This is a genomic window from Opitutaceae bacterium TAV5 (assembly GCA_000242935.3).
In the GTDB taxonomy this organism is placed as follows: Bacteria; Verrucomicrobiota; Verrucomicrobiia; order Opitutales; family Opitutaceae; genus Geminisphaera.
Window position 1 is genome coordinate 6,093,639 of record CP007053.1, and the last position, 21,956, is coordinate 6,115,594.

Annotated in this window: 23 protein-coding genes; 16 read left to right on the forward strand and 7 right to left on the reverse strand. The window is 62.8% G+C overall.

What is annotated here, in order from left to right; all coding sequences use genetic code 11:
• Positions 1-9: 9 nt before the first annotated feature.
• Positions 10-1,032, reverse strand: coding sequence for a LacI family transcriptional regulator (locus OPIT5_25815; GenBank protein AHF93126.1), 1,023 nt, complete (start codon positions 1,030-1,032; stop codon positions 10-12).
• An 82-nt stretch (positions 1,033-1,114) separates the two neighbouring features.
• On the opposite strand from OPIT5_25815, the gene OPIT5_25820 reads away from it, so the two are divergent.
• From OPIT5_25820 to OPIT5_25865, 10 genes are all read left to right on the forward strand, one after another.
• Positions 1,115-1,834, forward strand: coding sequence for an N-terminal cleavage protein (locus tag OPIT5_25820; GenBank protein AHF93127.1), 720 nt, complete (start codon positions 1,115-1,117; stop codon positions 1,832-1,834).
• 44 nt (positions 1,835-1,878) lie between these two features.
• Positions 1,879-3,648, forward strand: a complete 1,770-nt coding sequence (locus tag OPIT5_25825; protein AHF94754.1) for a hypothetical protein — start codon at positions 1,879-1,881, stop codon at positions 3,646-3,648.
• The gene (locus OPIT5_25830) at positions 3,645-4,436 is read left to right on the forward strand and encodes a hypothetical protein (protein AHF94755.1); all 792 of its coding nucleotides are present in this window, start codon (positions 3,645-3,647) and stop codon (positions 4,434-4,436) included. Before OPIT5_25825 ends, OPIT5_25830 begins: the two co-directional genes overlap by 4 nt.
• Positions 4,437-4,451: 15 nt before the next feature.
• The gene (locus tag OPIT5_25835) at positions 4,452-5,357 is read left to right on the forward strand and encodes a hypothetical protein (GenBank protein ID AHF94756.1); all 906 of its coding nucleotides are present in this window, start codon (positions 4,452-4,454) and stop codon (positions 5,355-5,357) included.
• Between the two features lie 103 nt (positions 5,358-5,460).
• Positions 5,461-5,883, forward strand: a complete 423-nt coding sequence (locus OPIT5_25840; protein ID AHF93128.1) for a 50S ribosomal protein L14 — start codon at positions 5,461-5,463, stop codon at positions 5,881-5,883.
• Between the two features lie 402 nt (positions 5,884-6,285).
• Complete coding sequence (locus tag OPIT5_25845) at positions 6,286-7,461, forward strand: hypothetical protein (protein AHF93129.1); 1,176 nt, start codon at positions 6,286-6,288, stop codon at positions 7,459-7,461.
• Between the two features lie 135 nt (positions 7,462-7,596).
• Entirely contained in the window at positions 7,597-8,613 is a 1,017-nt protein-coding gene (locus OPIT5_25850; protein AHF93130.1) for a molecular chaperone GroES, read from the forward strand.
• A 77-nt stretch (positions 8,614-8,690) separates the two neighbouring features.
• Complete coding sequence (locus OPIT5_25855) at positions 8,691-11,483, forward strand: glycoside hydrolase (GenBank protein ID AHF93131.1); 2,793 nt, start codon at positions 8,691-8,693, stop codon at positions 11,481-11,483.
• A 34-nt stretch (positions 11,484-11,517) separates the two neighbouring features.
• Positions 11,518-12,510 carry a glyoxylate reductase gene (locus tag OPIT5_25860; protein ID AHF93132.1) on the forward strand — a complete coding sequence of 331 codons (993 nt, stop codon included), beginning with the start codon at positions 11,518-11,520 and terminating at the stop codon, positions 12,508-12,510.
• Positions 12,511-12,536: 26 nt separating this feature from the next.
• On the forward strand, positions 12,537-13,448 hold the full coding sequence (locus OPIT5_25865) for a lipase (protein ID AHF93133.1): 912 nt from the start codon (positions 12,537-12,539) through the stop codon (positions 13,446-13,448).
• Between the two features lie 49 nt (positions 13,449-13,497).
• Here OPIT5_25865 and OPIT5_25870 read toward each other — a convergent pair whose 3' ends face one another.
• Positions 13,498-14,268, reverse strand: coding sequence for an AraC family transcriptional regulator (locus OPIT5_25870; protein ID AHF93134.1), 771 nt, complete (start codon positions 14,266-14,268; stop codon positions 13,498-13,500).
• Between the two features lie 152 nt (positions 14,269-14,420).
• Between OPIT5_25870 and OPIT5_25875 the strand changes: the two genes are divergently transcribed.
• The 3 genes from OPIT5_25875 to OPIT5_25885 all read left to right on the forward strand — a co-directional run bounded on the left by OPIT5_25875 (position 14,421) and on the right by OPIT5_25885 (position 17,365).
• Positions 14,421-14,642: a sulfite reductase gene (locus tag OPIT5_25875; protein ID AHF93135.1), complete on the forward strand. Its 222-nt coding sequence runs from the start codon at positions 14,421-14,423 to the stop codon at positions 14,640-14,642.
• Complete coding sequence (locus OPIT5_25880; protein ID AHF93136.1) at positions 14,639-16,111, forward strand: FAD dependent oxidoreductase; 1,473 nt, start codon at positions 14,639-14,641, stop codon at positions 16,109-16,111. The genes OPIT5_25875 and OPIT5_25880 overlap by 4 nt, the downstream gene beginning before the upstream one ends.
• Positions 16,112-16,336: 225 nt before the next feature.
• A complete protein-coding gene (locus OPIT5_25885; protein AHF93137.1) occupies positions 16,337-17,365 on the forward strand; it encodes a lysophospholipase in 1,029 nt (342 codons plus the stop codon).
• 137 nt (positions 17,366-17,502) lie between these two features.
• On the opposite strand, the gene OPIT5_25890 is transcribed toward OPIT5_25885, so the two are convergent.
• Complete coding sequence (locus OPIT5_25890; GenBank protein AHF93138.1) at positions 17,503-17,769, reverse strand: hypothetical protein; 267 nt, start codon at positions 17,767-17,769, stop codon at positions 17,503-17,505.
• A complete protein-coding gene (locus tag OPIT5_25895; GenBank protein ID AHF93139.1) occupies positions 17,766-18,044 on the reverse strand; it encodes a DNA-damage-inducible protein J in 279 nt (92 codons plus the stop codon). Before OPIT5_25895 ends, OPIT5_25890 begins: the two co-directional genes overlap by 4 nt.
• Positions 18,045-18,100: 56 nt before the next feature.
• On the opposite strand from OPIT5_25895, the gene OPIT5_25900 reads away from it, so the two are divergent.
• Positions 18,101-18,403, forward strand: coding sequence for a hypothetical protein (locus OPIT5_25900; protein ID AHF94757.1), 303 nt, complete (start codon positions 18,101-18,103; stop codon positions 18,401-18,403).
• Between the two features lie 9 nt (positions 18,404-18,412).
• Here OPIT5_25900 and OPIT5_25905 read toward each other — a convergent pair whose 3' ends face one another.
• From OPIT5_25905 to OPIT5_25915, 3 genes are all read right to left on the reverse strand, one after another.
• A complete protein-coding gene (locus OPIT5_25905) occupies positions 18,413-18,649 on the reverse strand; it encodes a hypothetical protein (GenBank protein AHF93140.1) in 237 nt (78 codons plus the stop codon).
• 341 nt (positions 18,650-18,990) lie between these two features.
• Positions 18,991-19,122, reverse strand: coding sequence for a hypothetical protein (locus OPIT5_25910; protein ID AHF94758.1), 132 nt, complete (start codon positions 19,120-19,122; stop codon positions 18,991-18,993).
• Positions 19,112-20,224 carry a LacI family transcriptional regulator gene (locus OPIT5_25915; GenBank protein ID AHF93141.1) on the reverse strand — a complete coding sequence of 371 codons (1,113 nt, stop codon included), beginning with the start codon at positions 20,222-20,224 and terminating at the stop codon, positions 19,112-19,114. Before OPIT5_25915 ends, OPIT5_25910 begins: the two co-directional genes overlap by 11 nt.
• A 94-nt stretch (positions 20,225-20,318) precedes the next feature.
• On the opposite strand from OPIT5_25915, the gene OPIT5_25920 reads away from it, so the two are divergent.
• A complete protein-coding gene (locus OPIT5_25920) occupies positions 20,319-21,197 on the forward strand; it encodes a hypothetical protein (GenBank protein AHF93142.1) in 879 nt (292 codons plus the stop codon).
• A 624-nt stretch (positions 21,198-21,821) separates the two neighbouring features.
• The gene (locus tag OPIT5_25925; protein AHF94759.1) at positions 21,822-21,944 is read left to right on the forward strand and encodes a hypothetical protein; all 123 of its coding nucleotides are present in this window, start codon (positions 21,822-21,824) and stop codon (positions 21,942-21,944) included.
• The last annotated feature ends 12 nt before the right edge of the window (positions 21,945-21,956 follow it).

Below are 21,956 nucleotides of genomic sequence, written 5' to 3' on the forward strand. Positions count from 1 at the left end.
ACCTTCCCCTCACTGCTTTCGCACCGTCTCCCCCTCAACCCATTCGCCCCCGACCAGCGTCACCTTGGGCTCCGCCGGCAGCCCGAACTCATTGCGCGCCAGTTCTCCCGCCAGTTGATCCACCGCTGTTGCAAACATCCCTCCCCATGATTGGCCGATGCCCGAAACGCCCGACCCCGGCGTCACATCAAGACTCGCATAACTCATGTCGCCCGGCACGCGCACCTTCATCCCCCGCAACCACTGCAGCGCATAATCCGGCTGGTTGCCGATCACTGCATCCGGTTTCTTTTTGCTGAACCACCTTGCAAATTCCGCCTCATCCGGCGGATCGTCCTGCATCAGCGGCACGAGTGCCGCGCCGCCATACACACGCGGCGCGGCCAGCGCGCCCGCCAGCCAGTAGTGTCGCGCCTTCTCGTCTTCGTTGCGGCGCAACATGCAGCCGATCCGCCTGCATCCCGCCGCCCGCAACCGCGCGTATGCTGTCATGATGCCGTCAAAATGCGCATTCGCCACCCGGTGCATCTCCCGCTGGCGAAACGAATATCCCACTGCCATCACTGCGTACAGATTCCAGTCGATATCCAATGGCCCCAGCTCCAGAGACACTGGCGGCAGAATCAGCCCCCGGATGCCGCGACTGAATAATACCCGCCCCACACGCTTTGAATCGCAACCGTGCTGCCCGGTCGGGAACACCTCCACGGCCATCCCGGATTGATGTGCGCGACGCCTGGCGGCTTTCACACCCTCAACTAAATCCGGACGCCACTGGGCATCCTGTCCGGAACCTTCCACCAACAAGGCAATCACCTCTCCCGTGCCATCCAGACGCCCTCGCCTCACCTGCGTCAGCAACGCCCTTACCAGTATGTTGCCATGATACCCTTCCTTCCTTGCCAGCGTCTGCACACGCGAACGTGTCGCCTCGGAAATCGCCGGGGAATTGCGCAGCGCCATCGACACGGTGGCGTGGCTCACACCCAATTTTACCGCCAGATCACGCAAGGTTGGAGGTTTCGTGCTCATTCTATTTAACGTGGTAAACTACGATGCGCTTGTTCCCTTGGGCAATCATGGAAATGTCTCTTCCTGTAATCCCGTCCCCGCCATGTTTACGCAAAAGCCCATCCTCTCTTTCCCGATTCTTCATTCTCGTCCTCCCTCCGGGACGCGAGCCTTCACCCTCATCGAATTGCTCACCGTCATCGCCATCATTGGCATCCTGGCCGGCATCATGATTCCCGTCGTCGGCAAAGTCCGGGAAACCGCTCGCAACGTTAACTGCATTTCCAGCCTTCGCAACATCCACAACTGGCTCACGCTTTATGCCGAGGAAAACAAAGGGCTCTATCCCCAGCCTTCCAATAACCCCGCCCTCCCTCCGCCCAAGGACAATGCCTCCGGTGCCTGGTGGAACATCATCCAGGCCTACTTTACGCCCAAATTCATCTATCCCGCCGTGGACGAATCCAACCTGGCCATGAACCCGTGGTATTGCGCCGCCGCCCCGAAAGGCGGCCTCTATCCCAACGGCGTCCGCCGCGTCTACGCCATCAACGCCCAAGGCGGCACACCCGATGATCGCTTCGCGCCGAACCAGAACACCAAATGGTCGCAGACCCTGATCGTCGCCGACGGGGCGCCCTGGAATCCCGGCGACTACGATTCGACCGCCTATTTCCGGGCGGCGAACAGCGGCGGCGGCTCCCTCCTTTTCGATCCCCGCCACGGAGGCAAGATCAATGGCGTCTTCCTCGACGGCCACGTCCTGTCATTCCAGCTCAATGACACCCGCCTCGACGACTGGATCAAAAACCTCCGCAACTGATTTTCTCCCTCTCAAACATCCCGCGCCCACCCACACACCTCGTAATGACGACCAAGGCCACCCATCGCCCGACCACCCGGATGCAAGCAATCCTCAAGACGCTCCTCACCCTCTCCGCTACCCTCCTTCCTCTCATCATCACTATCCCTCCCGCCACGGCCGCCCCGGACGCGCTCATCCGGGACGCCATCGCCGCCCGCCAGCCCCGCCTCCGCATTCCCGCCGGAGTTTACCGGCTGGAAAAAACCGTCGAAATCCGCAACGCCGACAACCTGGAAATCGACGCCACCGGGGTTACCTTCATCATGACCAGCACCCGGCAGCCCATCCTCCGCATCCAGGAATCCGGCAACCTCAAGATCCACGGCCTCACCCTCGACTACGATCCGCTCCCCTTCACCCAAGGCACCATCACCCGCGCCGACAGCGCCGGCATCGAATTCCGTATCCACGACGGCTATCCTGCCCTCGACAACGATTACCAACGCGCCCCGACCCACTTCTTCACCGCCGAAGGACGCCGCCATCCCGGCTCATGGGACTTCAACCGCCTGCCCCTCACGATAATCAGCCCCCGCGAAGGCCGCCTCAGACTGCAATCCAACCAGCCCGCCCCCCTCGCGCCCGGCGACCAGCTCGTCATGGACCGCCGCCTGGTCGATGGCACCAGCGCGGTCTATATCCGGCACTGCACCGGCCCCGTCATCATCGAAGACACCACCCTTCACGCCTCCCCCGGCCTCGCGTTTGTCGGCCGTTACAGCGAGGACACCGTCACCTTCCGCCGCGTCCACATCCGTCCCGGCCCGCCTCCCCCCGGAGCCACCCGCCCCCGCCTCCTTTCCAGCAACGCCGACGGCATCAACTTCGTCCAGTGTCGCCGCGGCCCCGTCGTCGAAAACTGCGATTTCTCCGGCATGGGCGACGACTCCATCAATCTTCACGGTTTCCTCATCCCCGTCATTCGTCCCCTCACCCCCACCCGTTTCCTCGCCGCCTACAAATACGGCCCCGGCGACATCATCTCCACCATCCGGGCGGGCGACGCCCTCCGCCTCTACAACCAGGGCGATTTCTCCCTCGCCGGGAATGCCACCATCACCGCCATCACCCCCCTGGAAACCGACGAAGGCGTCACCATGGGCGACATTGCCGCCCTTTTTCCGACATATCCGAAAGGCAACTACACCCTTTACCAGGTGGACACCGATGCCCCTCTCGACGTCAAACCCGGCCAATGGTTCGACACCCCCGCCAACAACTGCGACGGCTATGTCATCCGTGACAGTTATTTTCACGACCACCGCGGCCGCGGCCTGCGTCTCATGGCTTCCGACGGCCTGGTCGAAAACAACCGCTTCGAACGCCTCACCAAGTCCGCCATCTCCATCGGTCCCGAACTCGGCCACTGGCGCGAGGCCGGCTGGGTGAACAACCTTCGCATCACGGGCAACACGATCCGCGACATCGGCACCGACCACAGCCTCGCCGCCCCCGGCTCCTATGTTCCCGGCGCCATCGGCATCTTTGCCCGGACCGAACGCACGACACCCCCGTATCCGTCCGAAAACCACAACATCGTCATCGAAAACAACCGCATCGAGAACACCACCGTGGCCGCCATCCACGCTTACGCCGCCCGCGAAATCATCGTGCGCGACAACACCCTGGTGAACACCAACCGAGTCCTCCGCGCCGGGCACACCGACCCCTTGACCCGGCTTCTCACCACCGGCCCCGTTTCGCTCCACGACGTGCCCGGAACCGTCATCGGGAACAATCGCATTCAAAACAACCATACCGTATTACCATGAAAACCAACCCGCGCGTCCTCGCCTCGTTTGCCTTCGGCTTGCTTGCCCTCGCGCCGCTGCCTGCCAGCACCATCACTGACGACCTCAGCGCCTATGCGGTCGGAACCTCCCTCCGCCCCGGCCAGACCAATGTCGGCACCCCCTCCGGTGGCTGGCTGTCGCCCTGGCGCGTGACCGTCAGCGCGGGAACCACCGCCAGCGCCATCATCGCCGATGGCACCCCGCTTGGCGACGGAGGCAATTATTTTTCCACTACCGTGGCCACGTCCCCGGGAGAGACGGCGGGCGGCGGCGGCTCCCTCGCCCGCGCCTATGACGCCAACGCGATTTCCGCTTCCGGAGCCGAGACCTTCGGCATCAGCTTCAACTTCCGGGCCGACACCACACCGGCGAATCTGCGCTACAACCTTTCCGATGCCAATACCCGCGGCGCCTATTTTGACTCCACCGCCACCTGGGTCTTGTCCGCCTACGATGGCTACTGGCATGTCGGCAATGGGTCCGCCGACAACTTCATGAGCACCGGAGTGGCCTTCTCTGCCGGCGTCACCTACAATGTTGCCATCCGACAAAATCCCGCGACCCGCAAGTGGAGCATCACGATTTCCGGTGACGCCTCCCCGGTTGCGCTCACCGACCTGAATTTCCGCACCGCGTCCTGGGCCACGGGGGGCGCAGGAGCCCCCGGCGGTCGCTGGCTGACGTTCTCCGCTTCGGAAATCGTCAGCGGCACCTCCGTTGGCGTCACCGGAACCTTCTCCGTGGATTCCATTGTCATCAGCAAATAACCGCATCGTATCGCCATGAATACTCACTCGTGCCTCCTCCCCACGCTCGCCCTCGGCCTGCTCGCCCTGACTCCGCTGTCCGTTCGCGCCATCGTCATCTCCGACGATTTTTCGTCCTACACCGCCAGCGACACCACCAACCTCTCCGGCACCTCCTCCGGCCAGTTGGGTCACAGCAACGGCTTCGGCCCCATCGGCGCCGGTTGGCTCAGGGGCTGGCGCAGCTCTTCAAACAACACCGGAGGCACCACCAGCGCCTATGTTCTGGATACCAATCCTCTGCTCGTGGGCGGAAATTACTTTTCCTACACCGTGACCACGGTGGCGGGAAACGGCGTCGCAACAAGCAGCCTTCTCCGCCCGTATGATGCCACCGGGGTCTCTGTCGGTGGCACCACGGCCTTCTCCACCCGCTTCGACTTCCGGGCCGACAGTGTCACAGGCTCCGTGCGCTTCAATCTCTCCAACTCCAATTCCCGCACTGCCAGTTACGACGGCACCGCCACCTGGGTGCTCTCCGCCTACGACGGCTACTGGTATGCGGGCAACGGGGCCGGCGACAACTTCGTCAGCACCGGCCTGGCCTTTGAGACCGGCGTCACCTACAGCATCGCCATTCACGAAAACCCCGAGACCCTGCGATGGTCGGTCTCCATTTCCGATGGCGCCACCTCGAGGACGCTCACCGACCTGAATTTTCGCACCTCGGTCTGGGCCACAGGCGGCGGGGACAGTATAGCCGACTCCCGCTGGCTGACGTTCGCCGCTGCGGAAGTGTTCAGCGGCACCTCTGTCGGTGCCTCCGCCACCTTCTCCGTGGACAACATACAGATCAGCACCGTCCCCGAACCCGCCGCCGTCGCCCTGATTTTCGGCGCGGCGATCATCGGCTTCGCCGCCCTGCGCCGTCGTTGGCAGTGAACCGCATCGCCGGGTGTCGCCCGGCCTGCCATCGTTCGCACACAACGGCCCTTCCCCTTGTTGCACGACCACGGCACGTTCGCGGCGAATCATCCAACAAACGATGTCCAACGCCACCTCCTCCCAACCCGCCATCAAATTCTCCGCCGAGCACGTCGCCTGGCAGGCCGCCGACCCGGTCGCCGTCGCCGCCTGGTACGTCAAGCATCTCGGCTTCGAAATCGTGCGCCAGGGCCCCGCGCCCGTGCACATGCACTTCATCGCCGACGCCACACGTCGTCTCGTCATCGAGATCTACAACAACCCCAAAGCCAGCGTTCCCGACTACCGTACTTACGACCCGCTCCATCTCCACGTCGCCTTCGCCGTGGAAAATCCCGCCGCCGCCCGCGACTATCTCCTCGCCAACGGCGCCACCCTCGCCGCCGATCTCGAAAACCTCCCCAACGGCGACCAGATCATCATGCTCCGCGATCCCTGGGGTTTCGCCGTGCAAGTCCTCAAGCGCGCCAAGCCGATGCTCTGACAGCGCGCGGACCCCGTGCCTGTCCGTTCCGCTTGCACACGACGGGGACGCGACCGGACAGGGTGGAAACCGCTAATCTTCGCTGATCTGCGCCAATCCTGATCCCCGATCCTCGCGCTTGGCGGCACGCCCTGAAAACCGCCTCTTCCCCGACGGTCGCTGTATCCGGATTCAGAAGATTGGAAACCGCTAAAGAACGCTGAAAAACGCTAAAATCGAACCGGGAGAGACCGACTAACCGGGCTGCCTTTTTAACCACGGATTCCCTGGGGCAACTGCGCCGCAACCGAAGTTTTCCGGGATCGGATTAGCGAAGATCAGCGCAGATTAGCGGTCTCCCCTCCCCCGGACCTTCAGTCTTTCAGCTTTTCAGTTTTTCCATTTCAACCTTTCTTTCGGCATATGTCCGCCGCCGAAATCAAGGCCACTGTGGAGGCAGCCCGTCGTTTCATGCGGCGTGCCCATCTGTTCGACACGCCGGCGCCCGATGTCGCCACCGCTCTCGCGCATCACGGTTACATCCAGATCGACCCCATCAACGTCTGCGGACGCATGCACGATCTCATCCTGCGCAATCGCGTGGCCGGTTACCGGGAAGGTGACCTGATGCGCCACTTGCACGGCGAGGAAGGCAACCCGCAAGACGCGACCACGCGCATGGCATTCGAGCACCACCTGCCCTCCAGCCACATTCTCGTGGCATTCCCGCAAGACGCCTGGCCGCACCTGCTCGGGACCATGGAGGCCCGCACTCGCCAGTCCGGCGCGTGGTCCGGCCGGCTCACACCCCGTGAAAAGGAATTTGCTCCCCGGCTGCTGGAGGAACTCGCCTCCCGCGGACCGCTCTCCTCCGAAGATTTGCACGATGGTCGCCGGACCACACGCGGATGGGGAGCCAGCACACTCGCCAAATCCACACTCCAGAAACTCTTCTTCCATGGTCGCGTGCTCATCGCCGCCCGTCGTGCCCAGCGGCGTTATTATGCGCTGCCGGAGCGTGTGCTGCCTGCCGCCACGCTCGCCCGGCCCCGCCCTGATCCGGAGGAAACGGCCCGCTGGCTCGTGCTCGCCCGCCTGCGCCAGCACCGGCTCGTGCTCCTCAAAAAGACGGAGCTGCCTCTGGTCGAGGATCGGGTGCAGGCGGTCGCCGTCGAAAACGGCCTTCGTCTTCACTGCCTCCGCGAGGATGCCGGCGTGTTTTCCCTTCCGCCGGCTCCCGCCGTCGGTCTCCGGGAGACTGCCACCACTTCCATCCGGCTGCTCGCGCCGCTCGACCCGCTGATTTATGACCGGCGCCTCACGGCCCGGTTGTGGGATTTCAACTACACCTGGGAGGTTTACACGCCTGCGCCCAGGCGCGTGCGCGGGTATTACGCGCTTCCCGTCCTGTCCGGCCACGACTTTGTCGGCCACGTGGACCCGAAAGCCGACCGGTCCGCCGGCCGGCTCCTCGTCATGGGCCGCTCCGTGCGCCGGGGTCATGCCGCCGGCGACGCGGTGAAGGAACTGGCGCGTTTCCTCGGAATGCGCCAGGTTGCATCTCTCCCTGCCCGCGAGGGCAGTGGATCAAAAAAATGAAAATCCCGTCAATCCGCGCTAAAGACACGGCGTGCGGGATTTGTTTTAATCACCTGCAGGCATTGGCAAGACATTCCCGCCCGTCCCGCTTCCCCGTTCCATTTATTCCGCACTCCGCATTCCACATCCCGCATTATGAAAGCCGCTTACTACGAAGGTAACAAAACATTCCGCGTCGCCGATGCTCCCGCCATTCCGCCGGCCCCCGGAGAAGTCCGCCTCAAGGTCGCCTACGTCGGCATCTGCGGCACCGACGTCCACATCTATCACGGGCACATGGACCAGCGCGTCAAAATACCTCAAATCATCGGTCACGAGATGTCCGGCACCATCGCCGAGGTCGGCCCCGGCGTCACCGGCTTCGCCGTCGGCGATTCTGTTGTTGTCCGCCCGCTCGACAATCGCGCCGAAACGCCCGCCGACCGCGGCAACAGCCACATCTGCCGCAACCTGAAATTCATCGGCATCGACTCGCCCGGCGGTTTCCAGACGTACTGGAATGTTCCCGCTTTCGCCGTCCACAAGGCTCCGCCTGCGACCGATCTCAAGCTCGCCGCGCTGGCCGAACCGCTCGCCGTCGCCTGCCACGACGTGCGTCTCGGCGGCGTCAAGCCCGGCGAACTCGCCGTCGTCATCGGCGGCGGCCCCATCGGCATCCTCGTGGCGCTCGTCGCCCGCGCCGCCGGTGCGCAGGTCATCATCAGCGAAGTCAACGAACTCCGGCTCGCCTTCGCCCGCTCGCTCGGCTTCGAGGCGCACAGCCCGCTCGCGACCGACCTGCCCGCGCTTTGCCGCGAGAAAAGCGGCGACGCCGGGGCCGACATCGTTTTTGAAGTGTCCGGCGCGAAATCCGCCGCCGCCACCATGACCGACCTCCTCGCCATCCGCGGCCGCATCGTCGTCGTGGCGATCTACCCCAAACCGGTTGAAATCAACCTCCACCAGTTTTTCTGGAAGGAACTGAAACTCATCGGCGCCCGGGTGTATGAACGTGAGGACTACGAAAAAGCCCTCGCCCTGATCGCCAGCCGCGAGCTCCCGCTCGAAAAACTCGTCACCCGCGTCGAACCGCTCACCCGCATCCAGGCGGCCTTCGACAACCTCGGCAGCACGCCCGATGCGATGAAAATCCTCATCGACTGCCAGGCGTAAATCTGGCGGCATTGTTCCCTTCCGGACAACGATCAGGTCGAACCAACCTGGTCGGATCCGGCCGGTCTTTCATCACCGTGAAACGCCGTCTGCCTGCCGTCGTCCGCACCATCACGCCCATGTCAGTCTTCACCCCTTTCGCGCTTCCCGTGCCGCCCGTCATCCCCGACCGGCGGGTGGACATCCGGGATCACGGCGCACACCCCGGCGGCGCCCTCCTCAACACCCGTGCCATCGCTGATGCCATCCAGGCCTGCGCCCGCCAGGGCGGCGGCCGGGTCGTCGTTCCCTCCGGCATCTGGCTCACCGGCGCCATCCACTTCCGCAGCCGCATCGACCTCCACCTCGAAGCCGGAGCCGAGCTTCGTTTCAGCCAGAATCCCGACGATTACCTGCCCCCCGTGCTTTCCCAGCGCGGCGGCGTCATGATCTACAACTACTCGCCCTTTCTCTACGCCCACCGTTGCGAGGATATCAGCATCACCGGCGCGGGCCTGCTCAACGGGCAGGGACAAAGCTGGTGGCCCTGGAAGCACTCCCAGCCCGGCATGTCCAGCATCCAGGGCCCCGACAACTTCGCCGCCCTGCGCACTCCTCTGGAAGAGCGGGTGTTCGGTACGCGGGAGGCCGGGGTGCGCCCCGTCTTCTGCCAGCCCATCGAATGCAAACGGGTGCTCATCGAAGGTGTCACCTTCCGCGACAGCCCCTCCTGGACACTCCAGCCCGTCTGGTGCGCCGATCTCACCCTCCGCCACTCCACCATCCTCAACCCGCCCTCGCCCTTTTCCCACAACACCGACGGCATCGACCCCGATGCCTGCCGCAACGTCCTCATCGAACACTGCGTCGTCGATACCGGGGACGACGCCATCTGCATCAAGGCCGGGCGCGACGAAGACGCCTGGGAGGCCGGCATCCCCTGCGAAAACATCCTCATCCGCCACTGCGAAATCCGCTCCGGCCACGGCGGCATCACCATCGGCAGCGAAATGTCTGCGGGCGTGCGCAACCTGCACGCCCACGACTGCACCTGCGATGGCACCGACACCGCCATCCGCATAAAAACCAAACCCGGGCGCGGCGGCTTCATCAAAGACATCCTCATCGAGAACATCACGGCCCGCCGCATCCGCCACGCGGCGGTGGAACTCACCTTCCACTACGGCGACACGCTCGAAAAACCGCCCGATCCCAAAAATCTCAAGCACGTGCCCGCGGTGGAAAACATCCTCATCCGCAACGTGCGCTGCGACTCGGCGCGGGAGGCTCTGCACCTGCGCGGCCTGCCCGGTCATCCGCTGAAAAACGTCACCCTCCAAAACCTGGAAATCCACGCCTTCCAAAACCCGCTCCGGGAGGCGATGGAAACCCTGCGCGAGGAACGGGTGATCCTCCATCCGCTCGCCTCGCCCGACATCCTCCGCCACCCGCCCCAAATCCCCGCCGCCGTAGCCACCGCCCGCCGCGTCGCCGACATCATCGAAGCGCCCGAAATCCTCTTCCCGCCGGAAAAGCGTCCCATGGCCCGCCGCCGGGTCATCCCCGTGGCCCCGGCCGAAACAGGCCCCGCCCGCCTGCGCTGGAAACCGGCCCCCGGCGTCGGCACTGTCCGCCCCATGAGCCTGCGCATCGTCGCCGCCGTGGACGAACGCGTTCCCCATCAGGTTGACGTCGCCAATGCCGCCACCGGCGAGCACTACGGCGCCATCGACGTGCTCTACGCCTGCCCCGGCCAGGTTTTTGAACTCGCCCTCACCACGGAACAGACCGCCGCCGCCCTCCGCGACGGTCTCTCTCTCAGCGCGAAGAACGGAGCGTCCCCTCTCTGGATTGTCGCCCCCGGCCCCAACGCGCCTGATGCCGTCCTGCCCCAGCTCTACGCCGACAACGCCCCGCCCACCCTCGAAAACTTCCTCGCCCTCTTCTGTTCCGCCGCCTCCCTGCAGCCTTGCGACTGGATGGAAATCTGCGTCCTCGACGGCCTGTTCGACTGGGCCATGAAAGGCCGCAAGGACGCGCAGCAGACCGTCTTCGACCACCTCGACACCTTCCTTCACCCCGGGACCGGCCAGCGCGAGAACATCCGAAGCCACCCCTGCGACGACGAAGCCGGCGGCCCCGAGTCCACCGGCCCTTTCGCCATCCTTGCCGCCCTCGCTCCCGGACACCCCGCCCTGCGTTTCGCCGATGAAGGTTTCGAAAAACACCTCCGCCCCGGGACCGGAACCATCGGGCTGAATACCATTGTCACGGAAAGTAACTACAATATCGCCTACCCCATGATGATGATGGCGACCGAGGCCGGACGCGCGGACTTGCGCGAACGTGCCCTCCGCCAGCTCGAGGTCGCCCGTGAACGGCTCACCGCGCCCGACGACCTTTACCTCCGGCACTTTTTCGATACCGGCGAAAAAACCTTCCGCAACTGGAGTCGCGGCGTCGCGTGGTATTACCTCGGCCTCGTCCGCACCCTCGCCCTGCTTCCGCCAAAAGAACGTCCCGCATCGCTCGTCGCTGAAGCCGGACGCGTCGCCGCCTGGGTCACCCGGCATCAACTGCCCGACGGACTCTGGCCCTGCTTCCTCAAGGAAAACGATCTTCTCCCCGACTCCTCCGGCAGCGCCGGCATTGCCGCCGCCCTCGCCCTCGGTGTCCGGCACGGCATGGTCGATGCCTCTCTCCTTCCCGCCGCCGCCAAAGCCTTCGACGGCCTGATGACCTTCATGACGCATGACGGCTGGCTTCGCGGCACCGCGCAGAGCAACAAAAGGGAAACGCACCACATGGACATCCAGCGCTCCACTTTCCGCGTCATCGCCCCCTGGGGCATGGGCCTTTTCGCGCAGCTCGCCGCCGCCCTCGACCATTGAGTATCCAATCCGCCACTCTCCCGGCTCTCCATCCATGAAAAAAATCCTGTTCGCCTGCACCATCGAAGATCCCTCCGCCCGCGCGCGTATTGAAAAAGTCACCACGCTCGTCGAGGCACCCGAAGCCGGCACTCCGGAAAAAATCCTCGCCGCCGCCGTCCGCGAGCACGCCGAGGCGATCATCGTGCCCTTCACCGCGCAGCACCTCATCACCCGCGAAGTGATCGACGGCCTGCCCGGCCTCAAACTCATCGGCAGCACCTACGGAGGAGTCCGCCAGAACATCGACGAACTCCACGCGCTCGCCAAGGGCCTGTGCGTCATCCACACCGGGCCCACGCGGGTGCGTCCGATGGCCGAGTATACGCTGGCGCTCGCTCTCACCGCCCTCACCCGGATTGCCAACTACCATCACTGCATGCGCAGCGGCGAAGTCTGGCCGCGCATGAAATTTGGCCGCACCCGCATCCTTCACAACCGCAAGGTGGGCGTCATCGGCTTCGGCTGGATCGGCAAAGGCATCGCGGAGCTTTTTCGCCAGTTCAGCGATCACGTCGTGGTCCATTCCGAACACTCCACCGAGGCCGCGCTGCGCGAGCAGGGATTCCGCAAGGCGGCTTCGCTGCTCTCGCTGTTTGCCGAATGCGAAGTCATCATCCTCGCTGGCGGGCACAACCCCAGGACGCATCACATGATCCGCCGCGAACACTTCGAGGCAATGGCCGACGAGGCCCTTTTTATCAACATCGCCCGCGGCAAGATGGTGCGCCAGGAGGACATGATCGCCGTGGTGGAAAAGAAAAACATCCTGCTCGCCCTCGACGTTTTCGAGGAGGAGCCGCTGGAGGCCGACAGTCCGCTGCGACGCAACGACCGGGTTCTCCTCGCGCCGCATCGCGCCAACGCTCCGCGCGAGTTCGAACAACGCTGGCAGTTTCTCGCCGACGAACTGGAGCGGTTCGCCCGCGGCGAACGCCCGCTCACCGCGCTCAACGTGGACCGCGCCAAGGTCATGAGCGAATCCTGATGCCTTTTGCACCGCCAACCTCTATCATGAAACACCTGCCTCCTCTTTTCGCCGCTCTTGCCATGTCCACCCTCCTCGCCACTGCCGCCCCCGGCATTGAAAGCGACATTTCCTACCTCGGCCCCGATCGCGCCGAAAAACTCGATGTCTGGCTGCCCTCCGCCGACGCCTTTCCCGGCCCCCACCCCGCTGTGCTCCTCATCCACGGCGGCGGGTGGCGCGGCGGCGACAAGGCCGCCGCTCGCGAAAAAAACATCGGCAACACGCTCACCTCACACGGCTACGCGGTCTTCTCCATCAACTATCTCCTCAACGTCGGGGAAAACGACCCCGCCACCGGCAAACTGAAACTCACCCGCCTCGCCTGGCCGCAAAACCTCTACGATTGCAAGACCGCCCTGCGCTTCATGCGCGCCAATGCCGCCCGCTTCAACATTGCCCCCGACCGCATCGCCGTCATGGGCGGCTCCGCCGGCGGACACCTTGCCCTGCTCGTCGGCGCCACCGCCCGTCACGAGGAGTTCAACCGCCACGGTCTCTACACCGACCAGTCCAACGCCGTCTCGGCCATCATCGACTTTTACGGCGACTACGACATCCGCGGCCGCCGCGTCTCTCCCTTCGCCGGCGCCACCCCCGAGGAAACCGCCGCCAATGAAACTGCCGCCTCCCCCATCACCTGGATCGACAAAAACACCCCGCCCGTGCTCATCGCCCACGGCTCAGCCGACAAAACCGTCTCCGTCGAACGCTCGCGCCTCCTCGCCGAACACCTCCGGAAACTCGGCCTCGACTACTGGTATGTCGAAGTCGGCGGCGCGCCGCACACCTTCCACCTCCAGCCCAAGCAGATGGACCTCCGCCCCACCGTGCTGGCCTTCTTGGAAAAACACCTCGGCAAACCGGCGGCCACCCCGGTTCCCCTACCGGCCCCATAAGCCCCCCCCTCCCCCCCCGCGGGTCACGTGTCCGTGTCCTTCTTGCCGTTCAGATCGTCGGGCGGTGGGTTTTGCGGTATTCGCCGGGCGGCATTTTGCAGTGGCGGGTGAACATCCTGCAAAAATGCTCGGCGCTGCCGAAACCGCACAACAGACCGATCTCGCCCACCCGGTAGTCGCTGCTCGCCAGATAAATCCTCGCATGTTCGAGACGCTCGGCGACCAGCAGGGCCGAGAAACTTTTGCCGAACAGCGTCCTCGTCAGGTGGCAGGTTCTCGAAACCGAAAGCGACAGCTTGCGCGCCAGATCCGCCACCGAAACCGGCCGGTTGAAATGCGCCTCGACAAATCCGGCGATCTCGTCCCGGTAGCGAAATCCGCTCTCCGGATGGCGTCGCAGAAACTCCGCCCGCCGCAACAGCCCCTCTCCGAACACCGGCAGCACGTTGCACAAACGGCGAATCCTCTCCGCTTCCGCTCCCGACGGATGCTTCCAGAGCCCCGCGAAAAGCGTGGCCACCTGATTCTGCTGCCGGTAAAGCGGAATCGCGACCTCCAGCAATCGCCTCCGGCAACGTTTCAGATAACAAGGCCGGCCGCTCTCGTTCACCCTGCGGTTGAAATCGAACATGCAATGCTTCACGCAATAATCGCGCTCCTCCGCCGCGCATTCGGTGTAGGACTGGCGGTGTGACGCACGTACCTCGCCCAGCATCGGCTTGCGGTCCCGGTGAGCAAAAACCCCGGCCAGATCGTGCACGGTGATTTTGCAGCCGCACACTTTCTCGAAATCGACAACGGCAGGTTCGAGGTCATACATGATCACCCGCCAGCAAGACCTTTCCGGCTGCCCTTGGCAATCTTCACGCCTGTTTTCGACAAGGCGCGTCAAGACTACGGCATTCGCGGTCATTGTCCCCGGCGGGCGGGGCGGTTATGATGACGTCGCACTGACCCACCCACCCACACTCCATGAAGAATCAGTATGTCATAGATCGCGGCTGCAAATTTTGCTTCAACTGCAAGTGGACTTGCCCGGCTGATGCAATCGTCGTGGTCGATGATCTCATGCAGATCGATCAGGAGCGGTGCCGCCATTGCGGACGATGTTACGAAAACTGCCCCAACGAGGCGGTCCGGATCATCCCGCTCGCGGAAAAAACCACAGCCACCACAGGAGAAACACACACATGATCCCACTGATCGAACGCAACGGGAAGTTTATCAATCCCGAGATTTCCATGCCGTCATGCGGCGAGTATGACATCGTCGTTTGCGGAGGCGGCATGGCCGGCATCGGCGCCGCGCTGTCCGCCGCCCGCGCGGGCTGCAAAACCCTGCTGCTCGAACGCGAATCCATGCTGGGCGGACTGGCCACCGCCGGCCTCGTCAACATCCCGCTCGATTTTGCCAAGGGCATCAGCGCCGAAATGCTCCGCCGCCTCGACGCCGTCAACGGCCACTGGCACCGCAACAGCGATCCGGAAAAGCACAAGCTGATCCTCGACCGCATGACCGCCGAAGCCGGCGTGGAGGTCCTGTTCGTTTCCCACGCCGTCGATGCCATGGTCGAAAACGGCCGCATCCGCGGCGTGGTCATCGAAAACAAGAGCGGCCGCCAGGTCGTCCTCGCCGGGCGTGTGATCGACTGCACCGGCGACGCCGACATCGCCTTCTTCGCCGGTTGCGAATGCATGGCGGGCCGCCCCTCGGACGGCAAACACCAGGCGTGTTCGCTGGAGTTCCGTCTCGGCGGCGTCGACTGGGACCGCTATCAGGAATCGGAACTGAAACGCACCGATCCCTCCTGGATCAACCTGATCGGGAAAGCCGTTGCCGACGGGGATATGCCGTATCCGATCGACAACCACCTGAACTGGGTGACGCACGTCCCCGGACGCCCGCAACACTGCGGCAAGGACGAAATCTCGATGTGCTTCGCCCACTCGCGCAACTGCCGCCCGCTGGACGCCAGAGACCTGACCCGCATGTATATCGAGGGACGCGAACAGGCGGACATCCTCTCGAAATTCATCAAGAAGTGCGTGCCCGGTTTCGAGGACAGCTACCTCATCGACACCGGCAGCCTGCTCGGCGTGCGCGAAAGCCGCCGCGTCGTGGGCGAATATGTCCTGACCACGCTGGATTTCGCCCGCGCCACTCCCTTTGACGACACGGTCTGCATGACCGGTCATCACTACGACCTCCACAACCCCGATGGCCCCGGCAACGTCAAATGGGCGGAGATCGAGATCGACGGGAAAATCCGCTACGTTTCGACGCACGGCAAAGGCGGCTCGTGGGCGCCGCCGGGCGGTTACGAAGCGATTTCCGACGGCTGGGGGCGCACCGGAGCGGATTTCCGGCGCAAGGAACTGCCCAGCTCGATTCCGTACCGTTCGCTGGTGCCGCTCGGGATCGACAACCTCCTGGTGGCGGGACGTTGCCTGTCGAGCGAGTTTATGGCGCAGGCCGGGTGCCGCCTGATCCTGACGTGTTGCAACATGGGGCAGGCGGCGGGCACGGCGGCGGCGCTGTCGCTCGAGGCCGGCGTTACGCCGCGCAAGGTGGATACAACAAAACTCCGCCAGCGGCTCATCACCGACGGTTGCGAGGTCGGACAAAGCTTCCTGAAGCAACGGATGTTACTCGAACCGGCGTAGCCACAGGCCTCCGCGCCTGTGGTGACGACGCGAAGCGCAGGTATCTGTTTAGCCAGCCCGCGCCCTGTAGCTGAACGGATACAGGCGTCGCCCCCGGCTTCCGGCTGCGCGGCGCATGAGCACGCCGCCGGGCAATCACTTCGTATTGCCAGACAGATTCCAGCCCTTCTATCTTTCGTCCGGAAGTCATTCCGCAATCACCATCCACGACTGCCCGCCACGCTCATGCCTGTCTGCACGCCTCCCTCCACCCTCGAATTTCACAACTGCCACCCCGAACCCCGCGAAGGCGGCGTCTGGCAGCTTCCCCGCTATCCGGCCAATGTCCGCCACGCGCTCAACGAACGCGGCCGCATGGTCTCGATGGATTCCTGCGGCGTGGAGCTCCGCTTCGTCACTCCCGCACAGAATATCCGCATCACCCTCACCGCCGAGGACGCCGACGTCGAGGTGCAGGTTTACCGCGGCCCCTTTCTCCTGGCCACGCACCGCCTCGCCCGCGGTGTCCCCACCGCGCTCCACCTCACGCCGCCCGAACGTTTCCCCGAGGCCACCGACGCCGCACTCGCTTCCGGCGGGTGGTCGCCCGATGTCTGGCGGATCGCCCCCGGCCGCGCCGCGTGCCTCTTCCACCACATCGAAACCTTCGGTCACCCCGTACGCCCGCCAGCCGCTTCCGAAAAGCCCGCCATCACCTGGCTCGCGTACGGGTCGTCGATCACGCACTCGCACCATGGCGGCTATCCTTACCACGCCGCCCGCCTCCTCCACTGGAATCTCCTCGGCAAGGGCCTCTCCGGCGCGTGCCACATCGAAAAAGAAGCCGCCGACTATCTCGCTGCCACCGCCGCCGAAGTGAAGGCTGACATCGTCACCGCCGAACTCGGCGTGAACATGCGCGGCGGCTACACCGTCGAGGAATTTTCCCGCCGCGCCGCCGGCTTCGTGAAAACGATGCGTGCGGTCAATCCCGATACACCGCTCGTTCTCATCACCGCCTTCACCAACAGCGCCCACCACTCTCGCGCCCCGCGTGACGACTTCGAGCGTCTTCACGGTTTCGATGCCGTCCTCCGGGATATAGCCTCCCGCGCAAGCGCCGCCGGCGATTCCCGGCTCCACCTGATCGAAGGCGCGGAAATTCTGCCCGATCTCACGCTCCTCTCCGCCGACCTCCTCCACCCTTCCCCCTCCGGCCACGCCCTCATGGGCCACAATCTGGCGGAGCGGTTGCGCCCCCTCGCAGGAACCTGAGCCAGGAACTGCCGCTTGCGACCCACTCCATCGCGTCACGCCTCTCCGGTCTGATGACGATGGAACGCCTGCAAACGTGGCAGCGCGGAAATGCCGCCCAAGGTTTTGACGGCCGGGATTGCACTGCGCGGGTCGAGTCAGTCTTGAGGTGGCTGGAATGTTTCGTAGACAGTGCTTCGTCCCTTGAGGAATCTGATCATGAGTTCGCCGGTGAGGGAATCAAAGGAGTAGATCGCCCGATATTTCCCGATGCGAAGTCGATAGTATCCGGAGAGATCATCAGAGAGTGCCTTGGTGTCACGTTTTTTGCCGGCATTGAGGTCGTCAAGTGCCCGTCGAATATCCCTGCGGACGCCCGGATGCATGGCTGCAAGGGCGGCGATGACTTGTTGGGAAAATTTCACAGGGGGACGTCACTGGCGTCGGTGTATTTGATTTTCCCTGCCCTGTCGTCGGCCAGGAATTGGCGGAATTCGGCATCAGCCATCAGTTCTGCGGTTTCGGGGTCTGCTGTAAGAATGAACGGAATGGCGTTGCGGATCTCGACCTGGGCGAGGAATGCGTTGATGGCATCGCCCGGCTTGAGCCCCAGTCGGGCGAATATCTTTTCGGTCCTGCGCATGCGTCCGGTCGGGACGCGTGCCCTGAGCAGTACGGTTTTTTGAGTGGTGGTTGGCATAGAAAGACACAAATGTGTCTCTTTTGAGCCAAGGTCAACCATCAGGGTCTGTCAGTGTGCATCAGTGGATCACCGGCAACTCGAACCGCCCATCGCCTTCGAAAAAGCCGGCGTCGGCCGCTGCCGAAAAGCCCTCCGTTACCTGGCTCGCCTACGGCTCGTCGATCACCCATTCGCATCATGGCGAGTATCCCTACCACGCCGCCCGCCTCCTCCGCTGGAACGTGGCCGACATCGTCACCGCCGCACTCGGCGTGAACACGCGCGGCGGCCCTTGCTGTTCCCGGGCGCTGGCCCCCGACCATTTTCCTGATGGTCAGCTGCCAGTTTCATCATCCGCCTGGATTGCCAGGGGGTGAAACTGTCGATCAGGAAGCCCTGGCCTTGCTGCCCGCGCCACCACCGTCGGCATTCTTTTGCAGTGCCCTTATTCGCTGGATGTCCGGGATGTGTTCTCCGCCCGGATAGTCGATCAGATCGAGTGCAATCAGATCCACGACATAGGCCGCAAACGACTGTCGCCTCGATATAGCTTTCTTTTGAGCAAGCAGATACAAGGTCTTGTCCATCTTCAGGCCGGTTCTTGCATCGGAATTTCTTGGCATGTGTCCTCTTGGGAAGCTTTTCGCCGTTTTGTGCAAGAAAGGGGAAAACAAACACCTCAAATAGTGATTATATTCACTATTTATAGTGATCAAATAGTGCAATCAGGCCTGAGAACCGGGCCATCCACCCTCAACAGAAGCAGCGTTTCGCCAGGATTCTCCAATACCCGATGATAGCTGCGAAGGTAACGGAGCGCAGCAGAGCGGAGAAGGCGTCGCCGCAGGCGATGGCCCGAAGGGCTGGGCGTGGCAACGCCCACAATTCGCAGGCTCCGGGGGGGGGGAGCGCGGGAGTAATGGAGCGGCAGCGTCCCGCCGCTCCGGACCGTAGGGGCGCACTTTTACTGTCTTGTGCGCCCGTTCCCCTTTGCGCCCGCCATTCTCGCGCCCCGCGTGACGACTTCGAGCGACCGCCTGCGTTCGATCATGAACGCCTGAAGCCTTTCCTTCTGTTGGACCTGGTCAAACGCCATCCACGCCGGAGGAGACGCGTGTTTTCCCCTTCATGGTGGATGGGTCGCGGGCAGGTCGGGTCGACCGCCGCCGGGTGGTGGTTCCGTCCATCCATTCGCTGGCCAGCATGACGGTCTTGGCCTGCGCAGGCACGCCGCGCTCGTTGTGGTTGATCTGCTCCACCACCAGATCGACCGCCACCGCGCCGAGCAGCCGGTTGTTCTGGTTGATGCCGGAAAATCCCGCCTGATCGCCCTGGAGGTTGAGACTCGCCAGGCCGATGTCGCGCGGCACGCGTTTCCCGAGTTTCTGCAACCAGCCGCGCACCTCCGCATGGAGCGTGATGATCACCTCCGGTTTCTCGTGTGCCACCCACTCTCCGAATCCGTCGGGCTGCCAGTCATGCCAGAGAAAAACCGGCAGGTGGTGATCACGGGGAAGCAGCGAGCTGAATGACAGGAACGCCCCCGTCCACTTGTGCTCCACGCGGGCGTCGTCCTCGTACCGGATCGCCAGCCCGATGCGCCGGTAACCCAGGTCGCGCAGTCGCGTGACGGCCAGCCGCATCGAAGAAAATTGGTCGTTCACGGCCCGGTGCAGCACGGCTCCGCGATAGCTGAACCCGATCGTGGCGCTGGCAAACCCGCTCCAGTCGAAATCGATGTCCGGAATCGGGTCCGAAAGCGGAGCGAGGATCACCCCGAGGATGCCGCGCGCCCGGAGCACCTTTTCCATCCGCGCGGTGCTCATGTCGGGCGCGTTGAGCGCAAAACGCTCCAGTTTGTAACCGAGCGTCCGGGCGCGCGCGTTGCCCCCTTCGTAAATCGACGACAGCCACAGGCCGGCCTTCTCGTCGTAAACATGCTTGTCCAGATGCCAGGTCAGAAACGCGATCACCGGCGATCCGGGTGTCTGCCCCGTCCTGTTGCTGCGCACATGGGCCATCAGCGCGGCCAGCATCGGATTCGGCCGCCAGCCGATATCCATCGCGATTTTCTGGATACGAGCCCGCGTCTCCGCCGACTGGCGCGGATGGTTTTTCAGCGCGCGCGACACCGTCATCACCGACACTCCGGCCAGTTCCGCGATTTGCGTCATCGTTGGGGTGGTCTGCTCAGCCATTTGTGACATTTGTGTGTTATGGTTAACGCATCCTGTCAATTGCGCTCCGAAGCAAATGATTTTGAAAGGCTGTCTACTTCACCCTGTTATTACTATGAATTACAAAACAACTCCCGATTCCCTGTTCCCACGCGAGGTTTCTCGCCTCATGGCGGCTCTTGCCATTTTTTTGACCACGTGCGTGTTCGCTTTGGCTGCCACTGCTCAAACGGTCATCATTGAAGATACTTTCTCCCTTTCTGGCACTCGCATTGAAGGTAGCAGACTGGGCGGGACCTCTCCGGAAACACAGTTGGGGAATGCGACCTGGGTAGCCGCCACGACCTTGCTGAATGGCGTATTCACTGCAGATGGCAAAATTACCTCCTACAAAAATACTGCTGGAACCATTTATCCAACCGCAATGGGTATTGCGGTTCCTTCCGCTTACATCGGAGGAGTAATGACGATCACCGCGGATATCATTACAGATACCACAGGTTGGATCAGCGTTGGTTTCTGGAAAACAACTCCGTCAGGCGATACTTGGGCAGGATCCACCGACAATGTTCTTTCGGTTTTTGTTAAGAGCAATGGTGACTGGAACCTCATAGTGAATGGCGAAGTTTCGACTATCAAAGGAAAGATCAATGGCTATAACGCCTCAGTTTCCTACAACATTGGATTGAGCTTGGACATGGACACTCAAAAGGTCCGTGTGTTTTTGACCAATGGGACGACCGATACCACTCTTAAGGATTGGGTGGACGCAGGGCTCTCCACGGCAGACACGGCATCAATTGGAGTGACCGCTTTTCGTATTCATACGAGCGCGGGCGTGTCGGATACTGACAAGTATTCCATCGATAATTTCAAACTGACAACCTCGCTGGCCATTGTGCCCGAACCAGGGAATGTTGCCCTGTTGCTGGCGCTGACGGCAGGTCTGGCAGTTGGCTTGCTTGCCTGGAGGAAGAGCCATCTTTCCCGATAGCACGGCTTCCACTCTTTCCCCGACTTATCCTTCAAAATCAAATTCATCATGAATCCCCTCCTCCCCCGCCCCCGCCATCGTTCATCCGGTTTCACCCTTGTCGAGTTACTCACGGTTATTGCCATTATCGGCATTCTGGCGGGGATTCTGATTCCCGTAGTGGGGCGGGTTCGCGAGACAGCCAAAGCCTCTCTCTGCACCAGTAATCTTCGGCAAATAGGTCAGGCTTTCATCGCGTTTGCGACCGATCATAAAGACCACTATCCCCTCAGTTGGGCAAAGGGGGACGGATCTTATGATAACAACTGGCAATACAACACGGCTCCCTACTTGGGTCTGGTTGTGCAGCCGAGTTGGAATGGGACGGTGGCCGCGTGCAATCCCAAAGGACCATTAGGGTGCCCTGGCTCGGTCGGAGTAGAAGGTATCACATGGATCACTTACAAAATGACCGCCGCACATAGATACTACTTGGGAAATACTCTCAAGAGAGACCCGAAGGAAATCAAGCCCGTGGGTCTTGCCATGTCCTATATCAGGACTCCCTCCCAATCATTGCTCGTCACCGATGGAAGAACAGGAAATCCCGATTTCAACTCATCGGATCCAACTGTCTTTGATGGTGTGTCGTATCCGCATCGCGAACGCACCAATGCCCTGTTTGCCGATGGCCATGTAAGGTCTTTTTCCCGGCAGGAGATCGAGAATCGCTGGGACGTGTTTTATACCAAATCGGTCGGGAACTGATTCGTCCCCGTT